Source organism: Amycolatopsis sp. NPDC003861 (assembly GCF_053605405.1).
Map to the genome: position 1 here is coordinate 36,738 of NZ_JBSGJD010000032.1, position 16,425 is coordinate 53,162.

Sequence of the window (16,425 nt, forward strand, 5' to 3'; positions counted from 1 at the left end):
TGTCGATCAGGACGGGAGCGACCCTCCGCCCGTCGACGCTGTTGTGCCAGAAGCCGGCTCGATTGCGTCGGTATCCGACACCGAATAGCTTGACCGAGGTGGAATACGACGAACTCGATCGCCGGCTCGTGCACGCCCTGCAGATCAACGGCCGGGCGCCGTTCAGCACGATCGCCGACGTGCTCGGCGTGTCGGATCGCACCATCGCCCGCCGGTACGCCCGGTTGCGGTCGACCGGGGCGGTACGGGTGCTCGGCGGGGTCGACCCGGCCGCGCTGGGCGCGGTGCTCTGGTTCCTGCGGGTGCGGTGCGCGCCCGCCGCGTCGGTGCCGGTCGCCGAGGCGCTGGCCCGGCGTCCCGACACGTCCTGGGTGAGCATCACCTCCGGGGGCACGGAGATCACCTGCACGGTCCGCACCGAAAGCGAGGCCGACAGCGAGGCGCTGCTGCTGGCCAAGCTGCCGCGCACGCCGCGCGTGGAGGGCGTGACCGCGCACTCGGTGCTGCACGCGTTCTACGGCGGCCCGGACAGCCTGGTCGCCAAGCTCGGATCGCTGGACGAAGAGGCGATCGAGCGGCTGCGCCCGGCCCCGGTCCCGCACCGGCCGGGACCGATCCGGCTCGACGACGGAGACCGCAAGCTCCTCGCCGCCCTCGCCACCGACGGCCGGGCCGAGGTCGAGCGCCTGGCCACGGCGACCGGCTGGTCCCCGACGACGGTCCGCCGCCGGATGACCGAGCTGCGCGAGCGCGGGGTGCTGTACCTGGACATCGACGTCGACGGAAGCATGTTCGGCGTCGGCCCGCGAACGCTGCTCTGGCTCTCGGTCGCCCCCACAAACCTGGAGGAGGTGGGCACGGCGCTGGCCGGGCACCCGGAGATCGCGTTCGCGGCGGCCACCACCGGGCCGACGAACGTGTGCGCGAGCGTGGCGTGCGCGAACCAGCAGGAGCTGTACCGGTACTTGACGGGCCGGCTGGCCCGGCTGACGGCCATCACCCACCTCGAGACCGCACCCGTGATCAAGACCGTGAAGCGGGCCGCGAACCAGGTGTAGCGTTCAGCCACGACGCACGCGCTCCTGCCACGCGGGCCGGCCGGGGCCGGGGAAGACACGCCTCGGCGGGAGGTGCCGGGTTCCCGCTTCGACGCCCTCACTGCGGCATGAGAGTACGTTCGGTCTGCGGGACGAGTGAAAGACCCGCGCCCGTGATGGCATGCCTGAAGTGCGACTTCCTGACAAGGATTTGTCTGAGCGCGACTCGGACGACCTTGCCGCCCACTTGCTGGGACTGGCTCAGTTCGACGACTTCGTGCCAGTTGTCGATGGCTGGTGGCACGCCGGGCTCTGGTGTGGATGGGGCGTAAGTTGCTGGTAACGCCAAGCGGCTGAATATTCTTGGTAGTTTTTTGTCCAAGAAGTGGACATCATGAAGAAGAAGGTTGATGTCCTCCTTGGCAAGATGCACACTGAGCTCGTGACGGGGGAATCGGGCTCCGTAAACCGCATCGACGGTCACGTCTCCGGCTATGCCGTCCAAGCTCATGCTATTCACGATCTGCACTTCAACGTGAAACAGCGAGATTTGGTAACGCCGAAACAACTCCCCGCTCCGTCGCAGTGGTTCTATGGTCGCGACGGCGAGTTGTCTGATATTGATTCGGCAATGGCGAGAACGCAAAGCGGTACGCCTGCGATTGTCATCGCAGCGATCGCCGGTGTGGGTGGCATCGGAAAGACTGCGCTGGCCTTGCATTGGGCCTACCGAAACGCAAGCAGGTTTCCCGATGGGCAACTGTACGTCAACTTGCGAGGCTTCGATCCGACTGGAGTCCATCTATCGCCAACGGCAGCGATAGATGGGTTTCTGAGCGCTTTTGGTGTCGACTCGGGAGGTATGCCGTACGAATTTGAAGCCAAGGTTGCGCTATATCGAAGTCTCATTTCAGGTCGGCATATATTGATCGTACTGGACAACGCTCGAAACTTCAATCAGATCGAACCGCTGCTGCCTGGTGGTTCAACTTGCGCGGTGATTGTCACCAGCCGTAGTCGCATGTCAGGGTTGACGGTCAATCATGGTGCCGCGGGGCTCGTCCTGGGTGAATTAGGGGCAGAAGACTCGCGTGCATTTTTTTCCGCTCGCATCGGCCGTGGTCGACTTGACGCTGAACCCGAAGCTGTTGAGGAAATCTTGTCGTTCTGCGGCGGCTTCCCTCTTGCATTAAGCATCGCTGCGAGTCGTGCAATCGAGCATTCGAACTTTCCATTGGTGTCGTTGGCTGTGGAACTTCGGAATATGGCCAATCGTCTAAGCGTATTTGATGAAGAAGATTCTTCCGCAAGTCTGCCGGCCGTATTGTCGTGGTCATACCGTGGGTTGGAGCCTGAACTTTCCTCAGTCTTCCGATATTTCGGCATGGCTCCTGGTCAAGACATAAGTTTCTCTGCAATTACACAGATGATCGGAGTTTCTGAAGGTCATGCACGTCGTGTACTGCGCAGGCTGGAAGGCGTATCTCTCGTGCAACAATATCTCCCCGGGCGATACAAGATGCACGATCTGGTCAAGTTGTTTGCCGCAGAACGTGCAGGCGAAGAGCGGTACGCTGCAATGCAATATCCGGCGATGCGGCGTCTTGTCGATTTTTATCTCCACTCCGCCTACAACGGTGATCAAGTCGTCGTCTGGCACTACCGAGAGAGCATCACCCTCCAGTCGCCAGTGTCTGGAGTGTACCCGTGTATCTTCACCGATGTTTCCGAGGCTGTCAATTGGTTCGATGTCGAGCATGCATGCCTTCTGGCTATCCAGCAATGGGCGTTCGAAAGGAAGTGGTACGCCGATGCGTGGCAGTTGGCATGGAGCATGGACACTTATCATTGGACGCGAGGGCATTTGAACGATGGAATTGCGGCCTGGGAAGTAGGACTGACCGCCGCGCGTGAGCTCAAAAACCCGGACATCGAGGCGATGGCGCTCCGAAATCTCGGCGATTTTTACGCAATGGTTGGCCGGTATGGCGAAGCTGATTTACATATAAATGAAGCACTTCGCTGGGCTGAGCATGGCAATAATGCTTCCTTGCAGCTTCAATGTCAGCAGTCGCTCATGCGGAACTGGCAGTACCAAAGCAAAACTGAGCAGTCTTTGGCGTGCGGAACTCGGGCGCTGCGCCTTGCCGTAGAAATGATGGATCCAGTTCGCAAGGCGGACATTCTCGACGACGTCGCCTGGGACCTGATCTTGCTAGGTCGGTATGAGCAAGCGCGAAAAGCCTGCGAGGAAGCCCTGTTGCTTCATCGGCAGAATGGGCACACTCCAGGAGAAGGCGTCACTTTGCGACACTCGGGTTACTTAGCGCAAATTATGGGTGATCCCGCGGAGGCTCTGCGTCTTTATCGGCAAGCGCTTGCCAATTTTCAACGCCACGGTAATGAGTATTTTGTGGCAGACACCCTGGGTCATATCGCGGAGACGTATGCCAAAATGGCGCAAGGTGATGAGATGCGCAAGCATGCTTTGAAAGCTTTGGAGATGTACCAGTTGCAGTTTCGTGCATCAGATGCGGAACGCATGCAACGATTACTGGATGTACATGTACGGCCGCCCGAGTCAGATTTTTGAGACCCGCAAATCGGCATGAGCGGATACCGACTGTGCCCGTCAATGAAGGTCCAGCAGCACGTCGATGCGGGCGGCGAGCACGTCGTCCATCTCACCGCCGATGATCATGCTCAGTTTTCCGGCGCCGTGATCGCGCGCGATGCGGAGGGTGAGGTCTGGCGCTCCTGCGACCGGATACGCAAACCACGTGTCGGGCGGAAGGTCCGCGTCCGTCTTCGGGATACCGGCTTCCAGGGCACTGTCGTCGAGCTCGTCCCAGCTGTACCCGACGAGCGCGGCGATGTACTCCACGACCTTGGTCACGTTGTCCTCGAAAATCCAGCCGGCTACCGGATACCCTGGTGACGGCCCGCAGGAGCAGCAAGCCCGACGGCGGGGCTCGGGCGTCCAGGCAATTCGCACGCCTGCCATTGTGGCGGGAGACGACGATCACCCCTTCAGCGAACCCGCCAGCAACGCCGACACGAACCGCCGGTGGAAGATCAAGAACACCACCAACGTCGGCGTCAGGATCAGCAGCGAACCGGCGCACAACAGCGGGATGTCGGTACCCCACTGGCCCTGGAACGCGCCCAGGGCGCCCGCCATCGTGCGGTTCGCGGGGTTGTCCACCAGCACGATCGCGAGCAGGAACTGGTTCCACGTCCACAGGAACAGCAGGATCGCCAGCGACGAGAGCGCCGGCTTCGCCAGGGGGACGTGGATGCGCCAGAACAGCTGCCACGTGCTCACCCCGTCCACGCGGGCGCTTTCCGACAGCTCGTGCGGCATGGTCACGAAGTGCGCGCGCATCCAGAACACCGAGAACGGCATGTACAGGCCGATCAGCGGCAGGATGATCGCCCAGCGGGTGTTGAGCAGGCCCATGTCCCTGACCTGGAAGTACAGCGGCGTGATGATGCCTTCGAACGGCAGCGTCAGGCCGAGCACGAAGAGCAGGAACACCGCTCGGCCGCCCGGCATGCGCAGGTGCCCGGTCGCGAAGCCGGCCATCGTCGCGATCAGCAGGGACACCGGGACGACGCCGAGCACGATCAGCACGCTGGACTTCAGGAACTCGCCCAGCCGGGCCACCTCGAACGCGCGGGCGAAGTTGCTCCACTGCGGGTCGGCCGGCCAGTCCAAACCGGACGGGTAGGAGCCGGACGGGTGCAGCGCGGTGACGAAGAGGCTGATGAACGGCAGCACCGTCGCCGCCATCAGCACGATGAGCAGGATGCGTCCGGTCCAGTCCCTCACGGCTTGTCCTCCTTCGAGACGCGCTGGATCGGGAGCACCACCGCGAGCACGACCACCATGAGCACGACGGCGAGCGCGGAGGCCAGCCCGACCTCGCGCTGCGAGAACGCCAGGTAGTAGATCTCCAGGCCCGGCACCATGGTCGCGTTCCCGGGACCACCCTGCGTCGAGACGTACAAGACGTCGAAGCTCGCGAGCGCGGCGATGATCGTCACCGTCACGCAGACGCCGATCTCCTGGCGCAGGCTGGGCACCGTGATCGCGAAGAACTCGCGCACGACCCCGGCCCCGTCGATGCGCGCCGCCTCGTACAGGGCCGGGTCGATCTTGCTCATGCCGGACAGGAACAGCAGGATGCACAGGCCGAGCAGGACCCACGCGCCGATCACCCCGACGGCCGGCAACGCGGTCGAGGAGTCACCGAGCCACGCCTTCGACACCCGGCCCAGGCCCAGCGCCGAGAACAGCTGGTTGACGACGCCGGTGGCCGACAGCAGCCACGTCCACGCGATGCCGGCGGCGACCAGCGGGATCACCTGCGGCAGGAACAGCACGGTCCGGGCGACGAGCGCGAGCCGGCTCGTCGCGATGCGGCGGATCGTCGCCGCGATCGCCAGGCCGAGCAGCACCGGGATCCCGCTGAAGAACACGATCAGCTCGAACGCGTGGAGGATCGACTCGTAGAGTTCCGGATCGGTGAACACCTTGGCGTAGTTGCCGAAGCCGGCCCACCGGGACGCGCCGATGCCGTTCCAGTCGTAGAACGAGTACTGCACGGTGAGAACGATCGGCCGCAGCACGAACACGGCGTAGAAGAGCAGGGCCGGCGCCACGAAGAGCCAGCCGGCCCAGCCGGTGCGGCGGGACCGGCGGCGACGGCGCGCCGGCGGTCCCACCACAGTGGACGGTCGCGGCCCGGCTGCGAGGAGGTTGCCCGACCTGGTCATCGGGGCTTAACTCCCGACCTGGTCGGCGTAGTCGCGCTGCACCGACTTCAGCAGCCCGTCCGGCGTCTGCTCGCCGGAGACCAGTTTCTGCAGCTGCGGCGTCCAGCTCTTGGCGTAGATCGCCCCGGTCGCGTTGGCGATGAAGTCCATGGCGGTGCCGGCCTGGTCGACCTGGGCGGCGGCTTCGAGCGTCCCCGCGGTCACCGTGCCCGCCGCCACCGGGGGCAGCGGCGCGTCCGCGGGGCCCATCGGGTGCGATCCGCCGGTCTGCACGGCGACTTCCCGCGCCTTGCCGTTGGTGGCCACCCAGTTGAGGAAGAACGCCGCGCAGTCGGCGTGCGGGGCCTTGGCGCTGATCCCGACCGTCAGGGGTGCCGACATCGCCGCGGGCTTGCCCCCGGCCTGCGCCGGCGGCATCGGGAAGAACCCGACGTTGCCGGCCATCTGCTTGTCCAGGTTGGCCGATTCCCAGTCGCCGTTGAAGCTGAACAGACCCTGCCCGGCGGTGAACCGGCTGACCATCTGCGCGTAGTCGACGGCGTTGACGTCCGGCGCGAAGTAGCCGGCCTTGATCCACTGCTCGAGGTGCTGGGCGGCCTGCAGGTTCGCCGGCGTGTCGATGGTGGCGCCGGGCTTCTGGTAGATCCAGTCGTTGATCGGCGCCGGCTGCCCGACCGAGGCCATCAGGTCCTGCAGCGGGAAGGCCAGCCCGCCGGTGGCGCCGCCGTTGAACTGCTGGATCGGCTGGATGCCGGCGTTCTTCGCCTTGGCCATGGCTTCGTCGAGCTGCGCGAGCGTGGCCGGCGGGGTGGTCATCCCGATCCGGGCCGCGAGCTGCTTGTTGTAGAAGACGCCGGTCACGCTGAAGTTCAGGCCCATGGCGTAGAGCGACCCGGCTCCGCGCGGCCGCCCGCCCGGGCCCATCCGCAGCTGCGCGAGCTGCCCGGACGGCCACTTGTCCCAGCCGAACCACTTCGCGTACCCGTCGAGGTTCTTCAGCAGGCCGTCCTTGACCAGCTCGGACACCTGCGGCAGGCGCATCAGGTCCGGCGGGTCGTCGGCGAGGACGCGCGGCGCGTTCTGGGTGATCACCGCGAACTGGTCTTCGCGGACGTCCCACTTGACGTTCGGGAACTGCTCGGTGAACTCGTCGGTGAGCGCTTTCGCCATCGGGAAGCCGGTTTCGAAGTAGCCGCGCAGGGTGACCGGTGCGCTGCCGCACGTCGGCTCCGCGGTGACGGCCGTGGCGGTGGTTTCGCCCGGGCCTGCGCTGCTGCCCGGACCCGAACAAGCCGCGGCCAGCGTGCCGGCCAGCGTGAGAACAAGGAGTGTGCCGAGGGGCCGGCCGGGGTGTGTTCGACGGGACAACATCGTCTCCTCCGTCGCAAGTGGATTCACCGGTCGAGCAGGGGTTTCGACCTTGCTAAACCGAGTTAGCAAAGGTAGTCTCGGCGATCGGACGAGCCGGTGTCAAGACGGGGGAAGCGGGGGTGCGACGGTGAGCCCACGACGGGTCACGCTGGCCGACGTCGCCAAGGCGGCGGGGGTCTCGCGCAGCACCGCGTCCCTGGTGCTTTCGGGCCGGGGAGCGGAATTGCGCATTTCCGGCGAGGTCCAGGAGCGGCTCAAGGCGATCGCCGAAGAGCTGGGCTACCGGCCGAACATCGTCTCCGCCGGCCTGCGCACCGGGCGCACGCTGACCATCGGGTTCGTCTCCGATACGGTCGCCACCTCCCGGCTGGCCGGCGACATGATCAAGGGCGCGATCGAGGCCGCCCGCGACCGGGGCGTCCTGCTGTTCATCGGTGAGTCCGAAGGGGACAGCAAGCTCGAACACGCGCTGCTGCAAGGCATGCACGACCGTCAGGTCGACGGGATCGTCTTCGCCTCGATGTACACCCGGCGCGTTTCCGTTCCCGAGAGCCTGCTGGGGACGTCGGCGGTCCTGCTCAACGCCGTGCCGAAGACGCCTTCGCCGTTGCCCGTGGTGGTGCCGGACGAGGTCGAGGCCGGCCGCGCGGCCGCGCGGGTGCTGCTGGAAGCCGGGCACCGGGACGGCATCCACCTGATCGGCGCCGGGCCGGGCCTCCGGAACGTGCCGCGGGGGAGCGTCGCGGCGGTGGAACGGCTCGTCGGCATCCGCGAGGTCTTCGCCGGGGCTGGCGTCGAGCTCGCGGGCGGCACCCGCACCGCCGACTGGCTGCCCGAGTACGGCTTCGACGCGACGCAGGACCTGCTCGCCCGCACGAAGCCGCGGGCCCTGATCTGCCTCAACGACCGGCTCGCCTTCGGGGCCTACCAGGCGCTGGCCGAGGCCTCGCTGAGCGTTCCGGACGACGTCTCGGTGGTCTCGTTCGACGACCACCCGCTCGCCTCGTGGATGCGGCCCCAGCTCACCACCGTTGCCCTGCCGTTCTACGACCTCGGCCGCACCGCGGTCGACGCGCTCTTCGCCGAGATCGACGGCGAAACCACCGGGGAGAAACCGGTCCACCGCATCCCGATGCCGCTGCGCACCCGGGCTTCGGTCGCCCGGCCGCCGGAGGTGCGCTGATGCTGCGCCTGCCCGACCACTGGGTGTGGGACAGCTGGTACACCACGGACGACGACGGCCGTCATCACGTCTTCTTCCTGCGCGCCTCACGGGCGCTGCTCGATCCCGAGCGGCGCCACCGGCGGGCCTCGATCGGGCACGCCGTTTCCCGCGACCTGCGCCACTGGGAGCTCGTCGCCGACGCCCTGGTCCCCGCCGACGGACCGGCGTGGGACGACCTCGCGACCTGGACCGGGTCGGTCGTCCGCGGCCCGGACGGGCGCTGGTACCTGTTCTACACCGGCGTCCGCGACGACGGCGATCACGCGGTGCAGCGGATCGGCCTCGCCGTCTCCGACGACCTCGGCACGTGGCACCGATCCGGGGTGAAGCCGCTCGTCGAACCCGATCCGACCTGGTACGCCCACGGCGACCGCGTGGACTGGGCCGGCGAGGCCTGGCGCGACCCGTGGGTCTTCCCATCTCCGGACGGGGACGGCTGGCACATGCTCGTCACCGCCCACGCGAAGGACGGCGACCCGCTCGAGCGCGGGGTGATCGGCCACGCCTTCTCGGCCGACCTGCTGAACTGGGCGGTCGGGCCGCCGCTGACCCGGCCCGGCGGCTTCGGGCACCTCGAGGTCCCCCAGGTCGCGGTCGTCGACGGCCAGCCGTTGCTGCTCTTCTGCAGCAACCTCGGTCCGCGGGCGGCCGAGGACCAGGTCTGGGCGGTGCCCGGGCCGGCGGTGACCGGCCCGTGGGACCTGTCCCTCGCCCGGCCCGTGCCGTGTCCCGGGCTGTACGCGCCCCGCCTGGTCCGCGACAGCGGGAACCGGTGGAATCTCCTCGGGTTCGTGGCCGAGCGCGACGGCGCGTTCGCCGGGGAACTGTCCGATCCCTTCGCCGTCCGCTACACCGATGCCGAAGGGCTTCACCTGCTCTGACCGGCGGTGATTTTCCGGCGAATAAGCACCGATTCACAAACCGCCGGGGAATCGCTTCGAAGGCGGTTCAGCCGCCTCGGCGCCACGCCGGAACGAGGTGGTTCGCCATCGCGAGGACCACGCCGGCGGCCACGCAGGCCCAGCGGTCCGGGGCCGGCCCGGGCACGCCGAGGACCGCGCACCCGGCGCTGCCCACGGCGAGCACGACCGCTCGGGCCACCACCACCCACGACACCCTCTCCGCGCCGAAACACCCGCACGGAACGCCCGGGCGGCGCGTCCGCAACACCGCCGTGTAGCCGGCAAAAGCGCAGTACAGGGCGGCTTGAACGGTGGCGGGCAAGACCGCGACCGCCGGGGCGGCGAACAGGACCGCGAGCATCGCCACGCCCACGAGTACCTCCGCACCCGCGGCCGGCGCGGCCACCGTGGGCGGCAGCAGACGGTGGACGCGCAGCACGGCGCGATGCTCGCGGTGACGCACGGCGTGGGTCACGCCGGCGGCGGTCAGGAGAATCGCGCCGAGTGCCGTCAGGACCGTCATTCCCGCGGACCAGAAGGAGTGCATGGACCCACGGTAATAGTGGACAAAAATACCCTCCCCGATCGGAGCAATTCGAGATCCGCCGGAAAATGATCGTGGCGACCGCGGAATCCGTCGGCTACTCTCACCGGGTGCGATTCCGGGAATCGGAGGTCTCATGGGGGCACAACGGTTGCGATTGGTGGCGCCGGGCGGCGGCCGGGTCACCGTGGGCCTGCCCGGGGCGGCCCCCGTTTCCCACGTCGTGGCCGGTGTCCGGTTCGTCGGCGGGTCGTACGGCACCGGGTTCCAGATCGGCCCGCGCGGCTACCACGACTTCGCGTGCACGTACGTCGCCCCGGCCGAAACCCGCGAGCGCCTGGTCGTGCACGGCAGGGAAGTCGTCGTCGCCGAAGCCCGCGACGGGCAATCGTCCGTGGCCACCCTGCTCGGCGCCTACCACGAGCTGATGACCGTGTACGCCGGCCCGGCGCCCCGCCGTGACCGCGTGCTGGCCCTGTTCGGCTCGCTGCGGATCGAAGACCACGTCGACGGCATGACCGTCGTCCCCCGCGCGGAAACGCTGCTGGATCCGGCGAACGAGCACTTCGTGGTGGTGGTGCGGGACCACGGTTCGCTGTCGATCCCGGCGCCGCGCCAGGCCGCGGCCCTGCTGCCCCGGCACGCGGGCGCGCGCACGAAGCACGGCGAGGTCTGGAAGTCCGGGCACGCCAAGGGTTCCTTCGTCCTCGGCTGCCCGGCGGGCGTGGCCGAAGTGCACCTCGCGGACACGCCCGTGAAGACCGAACGGGAACGGCTCGACTGGCTCGACGGCATCGACATCGCCTGGGACCGGCGGTGACGCCGTCGACCGCGTTCGCCGTCCTCACCTGGGCGGCGATCATCCTGCTGTTCTTCGGCCTGGCCGCCGTCCTGCGCGAAGTCCGCCTGCTGCGCGGGACGCTCACCCGCAGCACGGACGGCTTCATCGCCGCGCCGCCGGACGTGGTGCTGGGCCCCCGGTTCGCGGGCGGGATCGTGGCCGCGGTCGATTCGGGCTGCCCGCTGTGCCTCACCGTGGTCGAGCGGCTGGCCACGCTCGGGGCGGAGGCGACCCTGCTGACCCACGAACCCGCGACGACCTGGGCGGAGCTCGCCCACGGTCTGCCGGTGGTCAGCGACGCCGAAGCGTGGCGTTCGGTTTCCCACCTCTCGCCACCGGTGCTGATGCTGCTCGACGACACCGGCCGCGCCCGCCGGGTGCTGCTCCCGGTCCGGGCGTCCGAAGTGGACACCACACTGGCCGGCTGGGCCGGTCCGACGGCAGGAGGTGAAGCCGGTGACGCTGGAGTCGGCGCACATTCCCGATCTTGACCACCCCGGCCCGGACGCCGTGGGCACCCGCGCGGGGCGGAAGCTGAAGGTCCGCGGCACGCGCCGGACCTTCCTGCGCGCGGTGGCGCTCGGCGCGCTGACGATCGGCGCGACCGCGCTCGACTGGTCGGGTCTGTCCCGCGTCCGGAAGGCGAACGCCGAGTTCAGCCCGTACGGCATGCCGGGCTTCGACCGCAACGACTGCCGGGACGCCTATCCCACCGGCTACGCCGAACTGACCGACACCAGCGGCACGTACGTCAACACCTACGCCGCCTGCTTCGGCGGGTTCTGGCGGGGAAGCACCTACTGCGAAGCGGGCTGGCACAAGTACGGCACCTGGAACGAAGGCGGCCTCCAGGTCGACCACCAGCCGGTGGCCAACACGTGCGGCCAGTTCGTCGGCAAGAACGCGTGGCGGTGGACGACGCCGGACCAGAAGGTCTACCGCTGCTCCGACGGCTTCTCCACCTTCTGGGGCGGCGGGTACACCGGCCAGACCTACCTGACGATCTGCCGCGCGGCCCTGTGACGGACGGGACCGCCCGGCGCCGGTGGCACCCGCTGACCCTCGCCGCCGGGCTGGTGCTCGCCGCGGCCGCGGTGACGATCGCGCTCCTGTTCGCGCCGGGCCGGCTGCTGCCCGGCGCGTGGCTCGTCCTGTGCGCGGCCGCCGGGTTCGCCACCAGCGGCTCCAGTTGAAGCCGGAACTCGGCCTTCGTGCTGAGCTCGCCGGTCTGGCGAGGCACTCCGACACTGGCGTTCTGCGCCGGGCTCGTCTGCGGCGGCGTCCTGACCGCGCTCGTCTCGCTCGTGGCCGGTTCCCTGCTGCGCGCCCCGCTCCCGGCGGTCGCCCGCTGGGTCGTGGTGGCCGCGGTGCTGGGTGCGGTGCTGCTGCGGGAAACCGGGGTGTGGGCGTTCCGGCTGCCGGAGAACCGGCGGCTGGTGCCGGACACGGTGTTCCGGCTCGGCCGGCACCTCGGCCCGCTGCAGTTCGGGTTCGAAATGGGCACCGGCGCGCGCACCTACCTGCCCAGCGGCCTGCCGTACGTCGCCGCGATCGCCGTCGCCCTCACGGCGTCGCTGCCCGCGGCGCTGGGAGCTGGGGTGGGGTTCGGGCTGGGCCGCGCGCTGATGACGACGGCGAACCTGCGCTACGACGGCGAAAACGGCTGGGACGGCGAATGGCGGGCCCACGGCCGGGCCCTGAGAGCCCTGACCGCGGCCGCCTTCGTCGTCCCGCTCGCCGCCGTCGCGGTCACGGTGCCGTCTGGTACGCCCTGAGCACGGTCTGGGTGACCGCGTTGCCGTCGCTGTCCCGGGCGGTGATCCGCAGCGACACGAACCCGCCGGCCGCCGGGTTGCGCACCACCGCGAGGCCCCCGTTGCCGATGCGGGCCGTGGGCACGGGTGTCCACTTGGCACCGTCGTCAATGGACGTTTCGACGCGCAGGTCCGCCAGCCGGAGCTCGCCCGCACCCGGCTGCCGCTGCGCGGTCAGGGCGAGCACGAACGGCTTCCCGGCCGGGGCCCGGCTCTGGTCGTCGACCGCCCCCTCGGCCCGGACCACCAGCAGCGGCAACGGTTTCGCGGGCGCCGCCGGACCGGGGTCGCGGAACGTCCACAGCACGTCCGCCGCGGTCCCCACCACCGACCACGGCACGCTGCGCGTGGCCACCGACCGCAGCGTGTACGTGCCCGCGTCGGCCGGGATGGCCAGTGCCCCGATCGCCGGGCTCGGCGCGGTGGCCAGCGTGACACCGTCACGCGAGAGCGTCGCCGTGCCGGTGAGACCTCCGGGTGGCGAGGTGTACTGCTCCGGATCGCTGCCCGACACCAGCGGGATCGCGTACACCAGCTGGTTTCCGGCGCGGAGCACCCCCCAGCCGTCCTGAGGCGCGCCGAAAGCGGGCCCGACCGGGGCGCGGTTCCAGCCGGCGCGCTGCGGCCCCGCCCGGTACGTCCGGTAGGAGTAGTTGCTTTCCGCGTCGGTCAGCGGATCCGGGTACACCGCCAGGAGGTGCTGCCAGGTCACCCCGGTCGTGTAGTACTCGGTGCGCCGGCTCGGCAGGGCCTGCGCGGCGACCTGGTACGTCCCGCTGTCGGCGCCCGGGAAACCGAACGTGACGTCGTCGAGGCGCAGGCTGTCCGCGGGTTTGCCCTGCGTGTGGTACCGCGCGTCGACCACCGCGAGGTCCCGGTCGCGCACCCGGAAGACCGGGTCCGCCGGGACGCGGCCGCGTTCGAGGAGCGCCAGCTGGTAGACGTAGTCGCCGTCCGGGCGGGCGGCCAGCGTCGCCCGGAAGTACAGCGCGTAGGTGTGGTCGGTGACCTCGCGGCCCGAGCCTGCCGCGTACAGCTCGGTGCCCGGCTGGACGATCCAGGCGAGCGTGTTCGTCCGGGTCCCGCCCGGGTTCCCGGACACCAGGCCCAGTTCGCCGCCCTGCAGCCGCGCGTCCGCGCGGTCGACCACCGCGCGCAGCGGCTTGCCCGCGCGGGCGTCCAAAGTGATCGAAACAGCCCCGGTCACCGGCTGGCCGGGCCGCGACAGCAGGGTCACCGCGGCCGGCCGGGTCTGGCCGGTCGGGTCGCCGGACACGTCGAGCGCGTTGAGGTCGTAGCGGCCCTTGGGCACCCGCACCACGGCCGTGCCGTCGGCGCCGAACGGCCGCACGCCGAACGCGGCTCCGGTCGCGGTGTCGACGAGGGTGGCGACCCCGGCGGTGAACCGCCCGTCGCGGCCGATCAGCCGCACCGACACGTCGTAGCTTTCGGGTTCCAGGAAGGCGCCGAGCGCGGTCTGCACGGTGATCCCGGGCGCCGTCGCGGTCAGCCGGTCGCCGTGCTGCCCGGCCGTGGCCCCGCCGGCCCGCAGGGTGACGCCGACGTCGGCATCGCCGTGCGCGGGCACCACCACGGCCGCGGCCGTCGGCGTGAACAGCGGCGAGGTGGCGGCGAGCGCCAGCGTGACGGGCGTGTCGCCGTCGTTGTGGTAGGTCACGGTTTTCGTGACGGGCCGGGTGCGCGGCCAGGCGACGAAGCCGTAGCCGAGGCTGCCGGTGGTGGCGGTGACCTGCTGGGTGACCGCGCGGGCGGCGTCGACCCGGCCGGCCCCCTGCTCGGCGACGGCGCCGGTGGGCTTGGCGGTGCTGGTCAGCGTCGTCTTGAGCCGGCCGGCGAGCCAGCCCGGGTGCCGCTGGAGCACCAGGGCCGCCGCACCGGCGACGTGCGGTGCCGCCATCGACGTCCCGGAGAGCCGCGCGTAGTCGTCGTCGACCGGCGCGGTGTCGCCGTCGCGTGTCCCCGCGGCCCGCGCCGAGACGATGCCCTCGCCGGGAGCGGCGATGTCGGGCTTGACCGCGTAGTCGCCGAGCCGGGCGCCGCGGTTCGAGAACGCGCTGGTGGTGTCCTGGGCCGACACGCTGCCGACCGCCAGCGCCGCGCCGGCCGCCGCGGGCGCGACGACCGGGCCGGGTTCGGGCAGGTCGAGCGAGCGGTCGTTGCCGGCCGGGGCGACGAACAGCGTGCCGTAGCGGCCGGTCAGCGCGTTCACCGCCTGGGACACCGGATCCGTGCCGTCGGTCGCGTCGCCGCCGAGGCTCAGGTTGACCACGCGGACCTTCGGCGCGATCCACTCCATCCCCGCGATCACCGCGGATTCCGGGCAGCCGTAGGCGACGCAGACCTTGCCGCTGACCAGCCGGGCGTCCGGTGCCACCCCGCGGTACCGGCCACCGGAGGCGGCCCCGGTGCCAGCGATGATGCCGGCGACGTGCGTGCCGTGCCCGAGGTCGTCGCTCGCGTCCGGCCGGGTTCCGGTGAAGTCCCGGGCTTCCACGACTTTGCCGGCGAGATCCGGGTGATCGGCCCGGACACCGGTGTCGAGGACGCCGACGGTGACCCCGCGGCCCGTGTAGCCCGCCTGCCAGGCGGCCGGGCCGCCGATCTGCGGCACGCTGACGTCGAGCGCGGGGGTGGCCAGGCCGTCCAGCCACACCTTGCCCACCCCGGGCCGCAGCGCGGACCCGGCGGTGAGCCAGGACCAGAACTCCGTGCCGCGCCGCCGGTCCTGGCGCAGCGCCGCGCCGCGCACGCTCGGCAGGTCGCGCACGGCCGTCGTGGCGGGCGGGGTGGCGGCGGGGGAGCCTGCGGAATAGGTGACGATCAGCGGGAGGCTGCCCGTGGAGTCGGCGAGGTGCTGCCGCAGCAGCCCGGAAACGTCGAACAGCCGGGAATCGAGCTTGCCGGACGCGACCAGGGCCAGCGCGTCCGACGGCACCACGGTGATGTCGCCGGCCTGCGCACCGGTGTGCGTTTCGCGGAAGAAACCGATCCGCTCGCGGCCCGGACCCGGTTCGACCGTGACCGTGCTTTCTCCCCGGGAATTCGGGAGCACCCGCACCCGGTCGCCGGTGATCAGCGTGACCGATTGGCCCGAATCGTTCGCTGCAACGGCGGCGGCGGCCGGTTCCGCCGCCGCCGGAACGGGCAGCGACCACCCCGCCACCACGACGGCCGCCAGCGCCAGCTGTCTTCGATGCATGTCAGGGCCCCTCCGGCTGAGATCGCTTCCCCCGGAATTTCGTCTCGGCAAATGCGAGCGGAAAAACAGCCGCGCGGTCGCCGCGGTCACGTTAACACCGGCCCGGGCCGTCCGGGCAATACGTCATTTCCGTGAACCAACCGCCGACAATTGATCACCGGAATACCGACAGTGGCAAAATGCGCCGGACGCTATTGGGGCCGCCCGGTTCCCGGCAGGCGCGGCGGCGCGGTGCTGGCGCGGACCGTCAGCTCCGGGGCGAGCAGCCGGGTGCCCGGCGTGGTGCCGTCGTCGAGCTGCCCGAGGACCGTTTCGACGGCCAGCGCGCCGATCTCCCGCGCCGGGATGGCCAGGCAGGTCAGCTCGAGCAGGCTGTGCGCGGTCAGGCTGTCCGGGCAGACCGCGACCAGCGAGACGTCCTCGGGGACCCGCAGCCCCCGGTGGTGCAGGGCGGCCAGCACCGCGGGCAGCGCCGTTTCGTTGTGCACCACCAGACCGGTGACGCCGGGGTGGCGGGCGAACAGCGCGTCCAGGCCGCGCAGCGTCCGCCAGTGGGTGTCACCCCAGGCCAGCGTCGTCGAGCGGATGCCCCGGCGATCCGCTTCCGCGGTGAAGCCCTGCGCGAGCCGGGTCGCGGCACTGCTGCCGCGCCGGTAGGTCGCGGGGGTCGAGCCGATCAGGGCCACGTGCTC

Annotated in this window: 16 protein-coding genes; 9 read left to right on the forward strand and 7 right to left on the reverse strand. The window is 69.8% G+C overall.

Going from position 1 to position 16,425, the window contains the following annotated elements:
- Positions 1–89 precede the first annotated feature (89 nt).
- Both ACWEVN_RS11385 and ACWEVN_RS11390 read left to right on the forward strand, forming a co-directional pair.
- Entirely contained in the window at positions 90–1,058 is a 969-nt protein-coding gene (locus ACWEVN_RS11385) for an Lrp/AsnC family transcriptional regulator (RefSeq protein ID WP_452051147.1), read from the forward strand.
- A 373-nt stretch (positions 1,059–1,431) separates the two neighbouring features.
- Positions 1,432–3,630: a tetratricopeptide repeat protein gene (locus tag ACWEVN_RS11390; protein WP_452051148.1), complete on the forward strand. Its 2,199-nt coding sequence runs from the start codon at positions 1,432–1,434 to the stop codon at positions 3,628–3,630.
- Between the two features lie 39 nt (positions 3,631–3,669).
- Here the strand turns inward: ACWEVN_RS11390 and ACWEVN_RS11395 are convergent, their stop codons facing one another.
- The 4 genes from ACWEVN_RS11395 to ACWEVN_RS11410 form a co-directional block, all read right to left on the reverse strand.
- Entirely contained in the window at positions 3,670–3,933 is a 264-nt protein-coding gene (locus ACWEVN_RS11395) for a hypothetical protein (RefSeq protein ID WP_452051149.1), read from the reverse strand.
- Positions 3,934–4,059: 126 nt separating this feature from the next.
- Positions 4,060–4,869: a carbohydrate ABC transporter permease gene (locus ACWEVN_RS11400; protein ID WP_452051150.1), complete on the reverse strand. Its 810-nt coding sequence runs from the start codon at positions 4,867–4,869 to the stop codon at positions 4,060–4,062.
- Positions 4,866–5,816 carry a carbohydrate ABC transporter permease gene (locus ACWEVN_RS11405; RefSeq protein ID WP_452051151.1) on the reverse strand — a complete coding sequence of 317 codons (951 nt, stop codon included), beginning with the start codon at positions 5,814–5,816 and terminating at the stop codon, positions 4,866–4,868. Before ACWEVN_RS11405 ends, ACWEVN_RS11400 begins: the two co-directional genes overlap by 4 nt.
- A 6-nt stretch (positions 5,817–5,822) precedes the next feature.
- The gene (locus ACWEVN_RS11410) at positions 5,823–7,187 is read right to left on the reverse strand and encodes an ABC transporter substrate-binding protein (protein WP_452051152.1); all 1,365 of its coding nucleotides are present in this window, start codon (positions 7,185–7,187) and stop codon (positions 5,823–5,825) included.
- A gap of 127 nt (positions 7,188–7,314) precedes the next feature.
- Here ACWEVN_RS11410 and ACWEVN_RS11415 point away from each other — a divergent pair, with 127 nt between their 5' ends.
- Together ACWEVN_RS11415 and ACWEVN_RS11420 are read left to right on the forward strand one after the other, a co-directional pair.
- Positions 7,315–8,370, forward strand: a complete 1,056-nt coding sequence (locus ACWEVN_RS11415) for a LacI family DNA-binding transcriptional regulator (RefSeq protein ID WP_452051153.1) — start codon at positions 7,315–7,317, stop codon at positions 8,368–8,370.
- A complete protein-coding gene (locus tag ACWEVN_RS11420; RefSeq protein WP_452051154.1) occupies positions 8,370–9,293 on the forward strand; it encodes a glycosyl hydrolase family 32 in 924 nt (307 codons plus the stop codon). The genes ACWEVN_RS11415 and ACWEVN_RS11420 overlap by 1 nt, the downstream gene beginning before the upstream one ends.
- A 67-nt stretch (positions 9,294–9,360) precedes the next feature.
- Here ACWEVN_RS11420 and ACWEVN_RS11425 read toward each other — a convergent pair whose 3' ends face one another.
- Positions 9,361–9,861 (reverse strand): MauE/DoxX family redox-associated membrane protein, encoded by a 501-nt coding sequence (locus ACWEVN_RS11425; protein ID WP_452051155.1) that lies wholly within the window; start codon positions 9,859–9,861, stop codon positions 9,361–9,363.
- A gap of 133 nt (positions 9,862–9,994) precedes the next feature.
- On the opposite strand from ACWEVN_RS11425, the gene ACWEVN_RS11430 reads away from it, so the two are divergent.
- From ACWEVN_RS11430 to ACWEVN_RS11450, 5 genes are read left to right on the forward strand one after another with little or no spacing between them, the layout of a single operon-like run.
- Complete coding sequence (locus ACWEVN_RS11430; RefSeq protein ID WP_452051156.1) at positions 9,995–10,678, forward strand: hypothetical protein; 684 nt, start codon at positions 9,995–9,997, stop codon at positions 10,676–10,678.
- Complete coding sequence (locus ACWEVN_RS11435) at positions 10,675–11,190, forward strand: hypothetical protein (protein WP_452051157.1); 516 nt, start codon at positions 10,675–10,677, stop codon at positions 11,188–11,190. Before ACWEVN_RS11430 ends, ACWEVN_RS11435 begins: the two co-directional genes overlap by 4 nt.
- Positions 11,156–11,722, forward strand: coding sequence for a hypothetical protein (locus ACWEVN_RS11440; protein WP_449684166.1), 567 nt, complete (start codon positions 11,156–11,158; stop codon positions 11,720–11,722). Before ACWEVN_RS11435 ends, ACWEVN_RS11440 begins: the two co-directional genes overlap by 35 nt.
- Entirely contained in the window at positions 11,719–11,892 is a 174-nt protein-coding gene (locus ACWEVN_RS11445; protein ID WP_452051158.1) for a hypothetical protein, read from the forward strand. Before ACWEVN_RS11440 ends, ACWEVN_RS11445 begins: the two co-directional genes overlap by 4 nt.
- A gap of 18 nt (positions 11,893–11,910) precedes the next feature.
- On the forward strand, positions 11,911–12,474 hold the full coding sequence (locus ACWEVN_RS11450) for a hypothetical protein (RefSeq protein ID WP_452051159.1): 564 nt from the start codon (positions 11,911–11,913) through the stop codon (positions 12,472–12,474).
- On the opposite strand, the gene ACWEVN_RS11455 is transcribed toward ACWEVN_RS11450, so the two are convergent.
- On the reverse strand, positions 12,449–15,733 hold the full coding sequence (locus ACWEVN_RS11455) for a S8 family serine peptidase (RefSeq protein ID WP_452051160.1): 3,285 nt from the start codon (positions 15,731–15,733) through the stop codon (positions 12,449–12,451). The genes ACWEVN_RS11450 and ACWEVN_RS11455 overlap by 26 nt on opposite strands.
- A gap of 191 nt (positions 15,734–15,924) precedes the next feature.
- The coding region (locus ACWEVN_RS11460) for a substrate-binding domain-containing protein (protein ID WP_452051161.1) at positions 15,925–16,425 on the reverse strand (501 nt) is incomplete at its 5' end.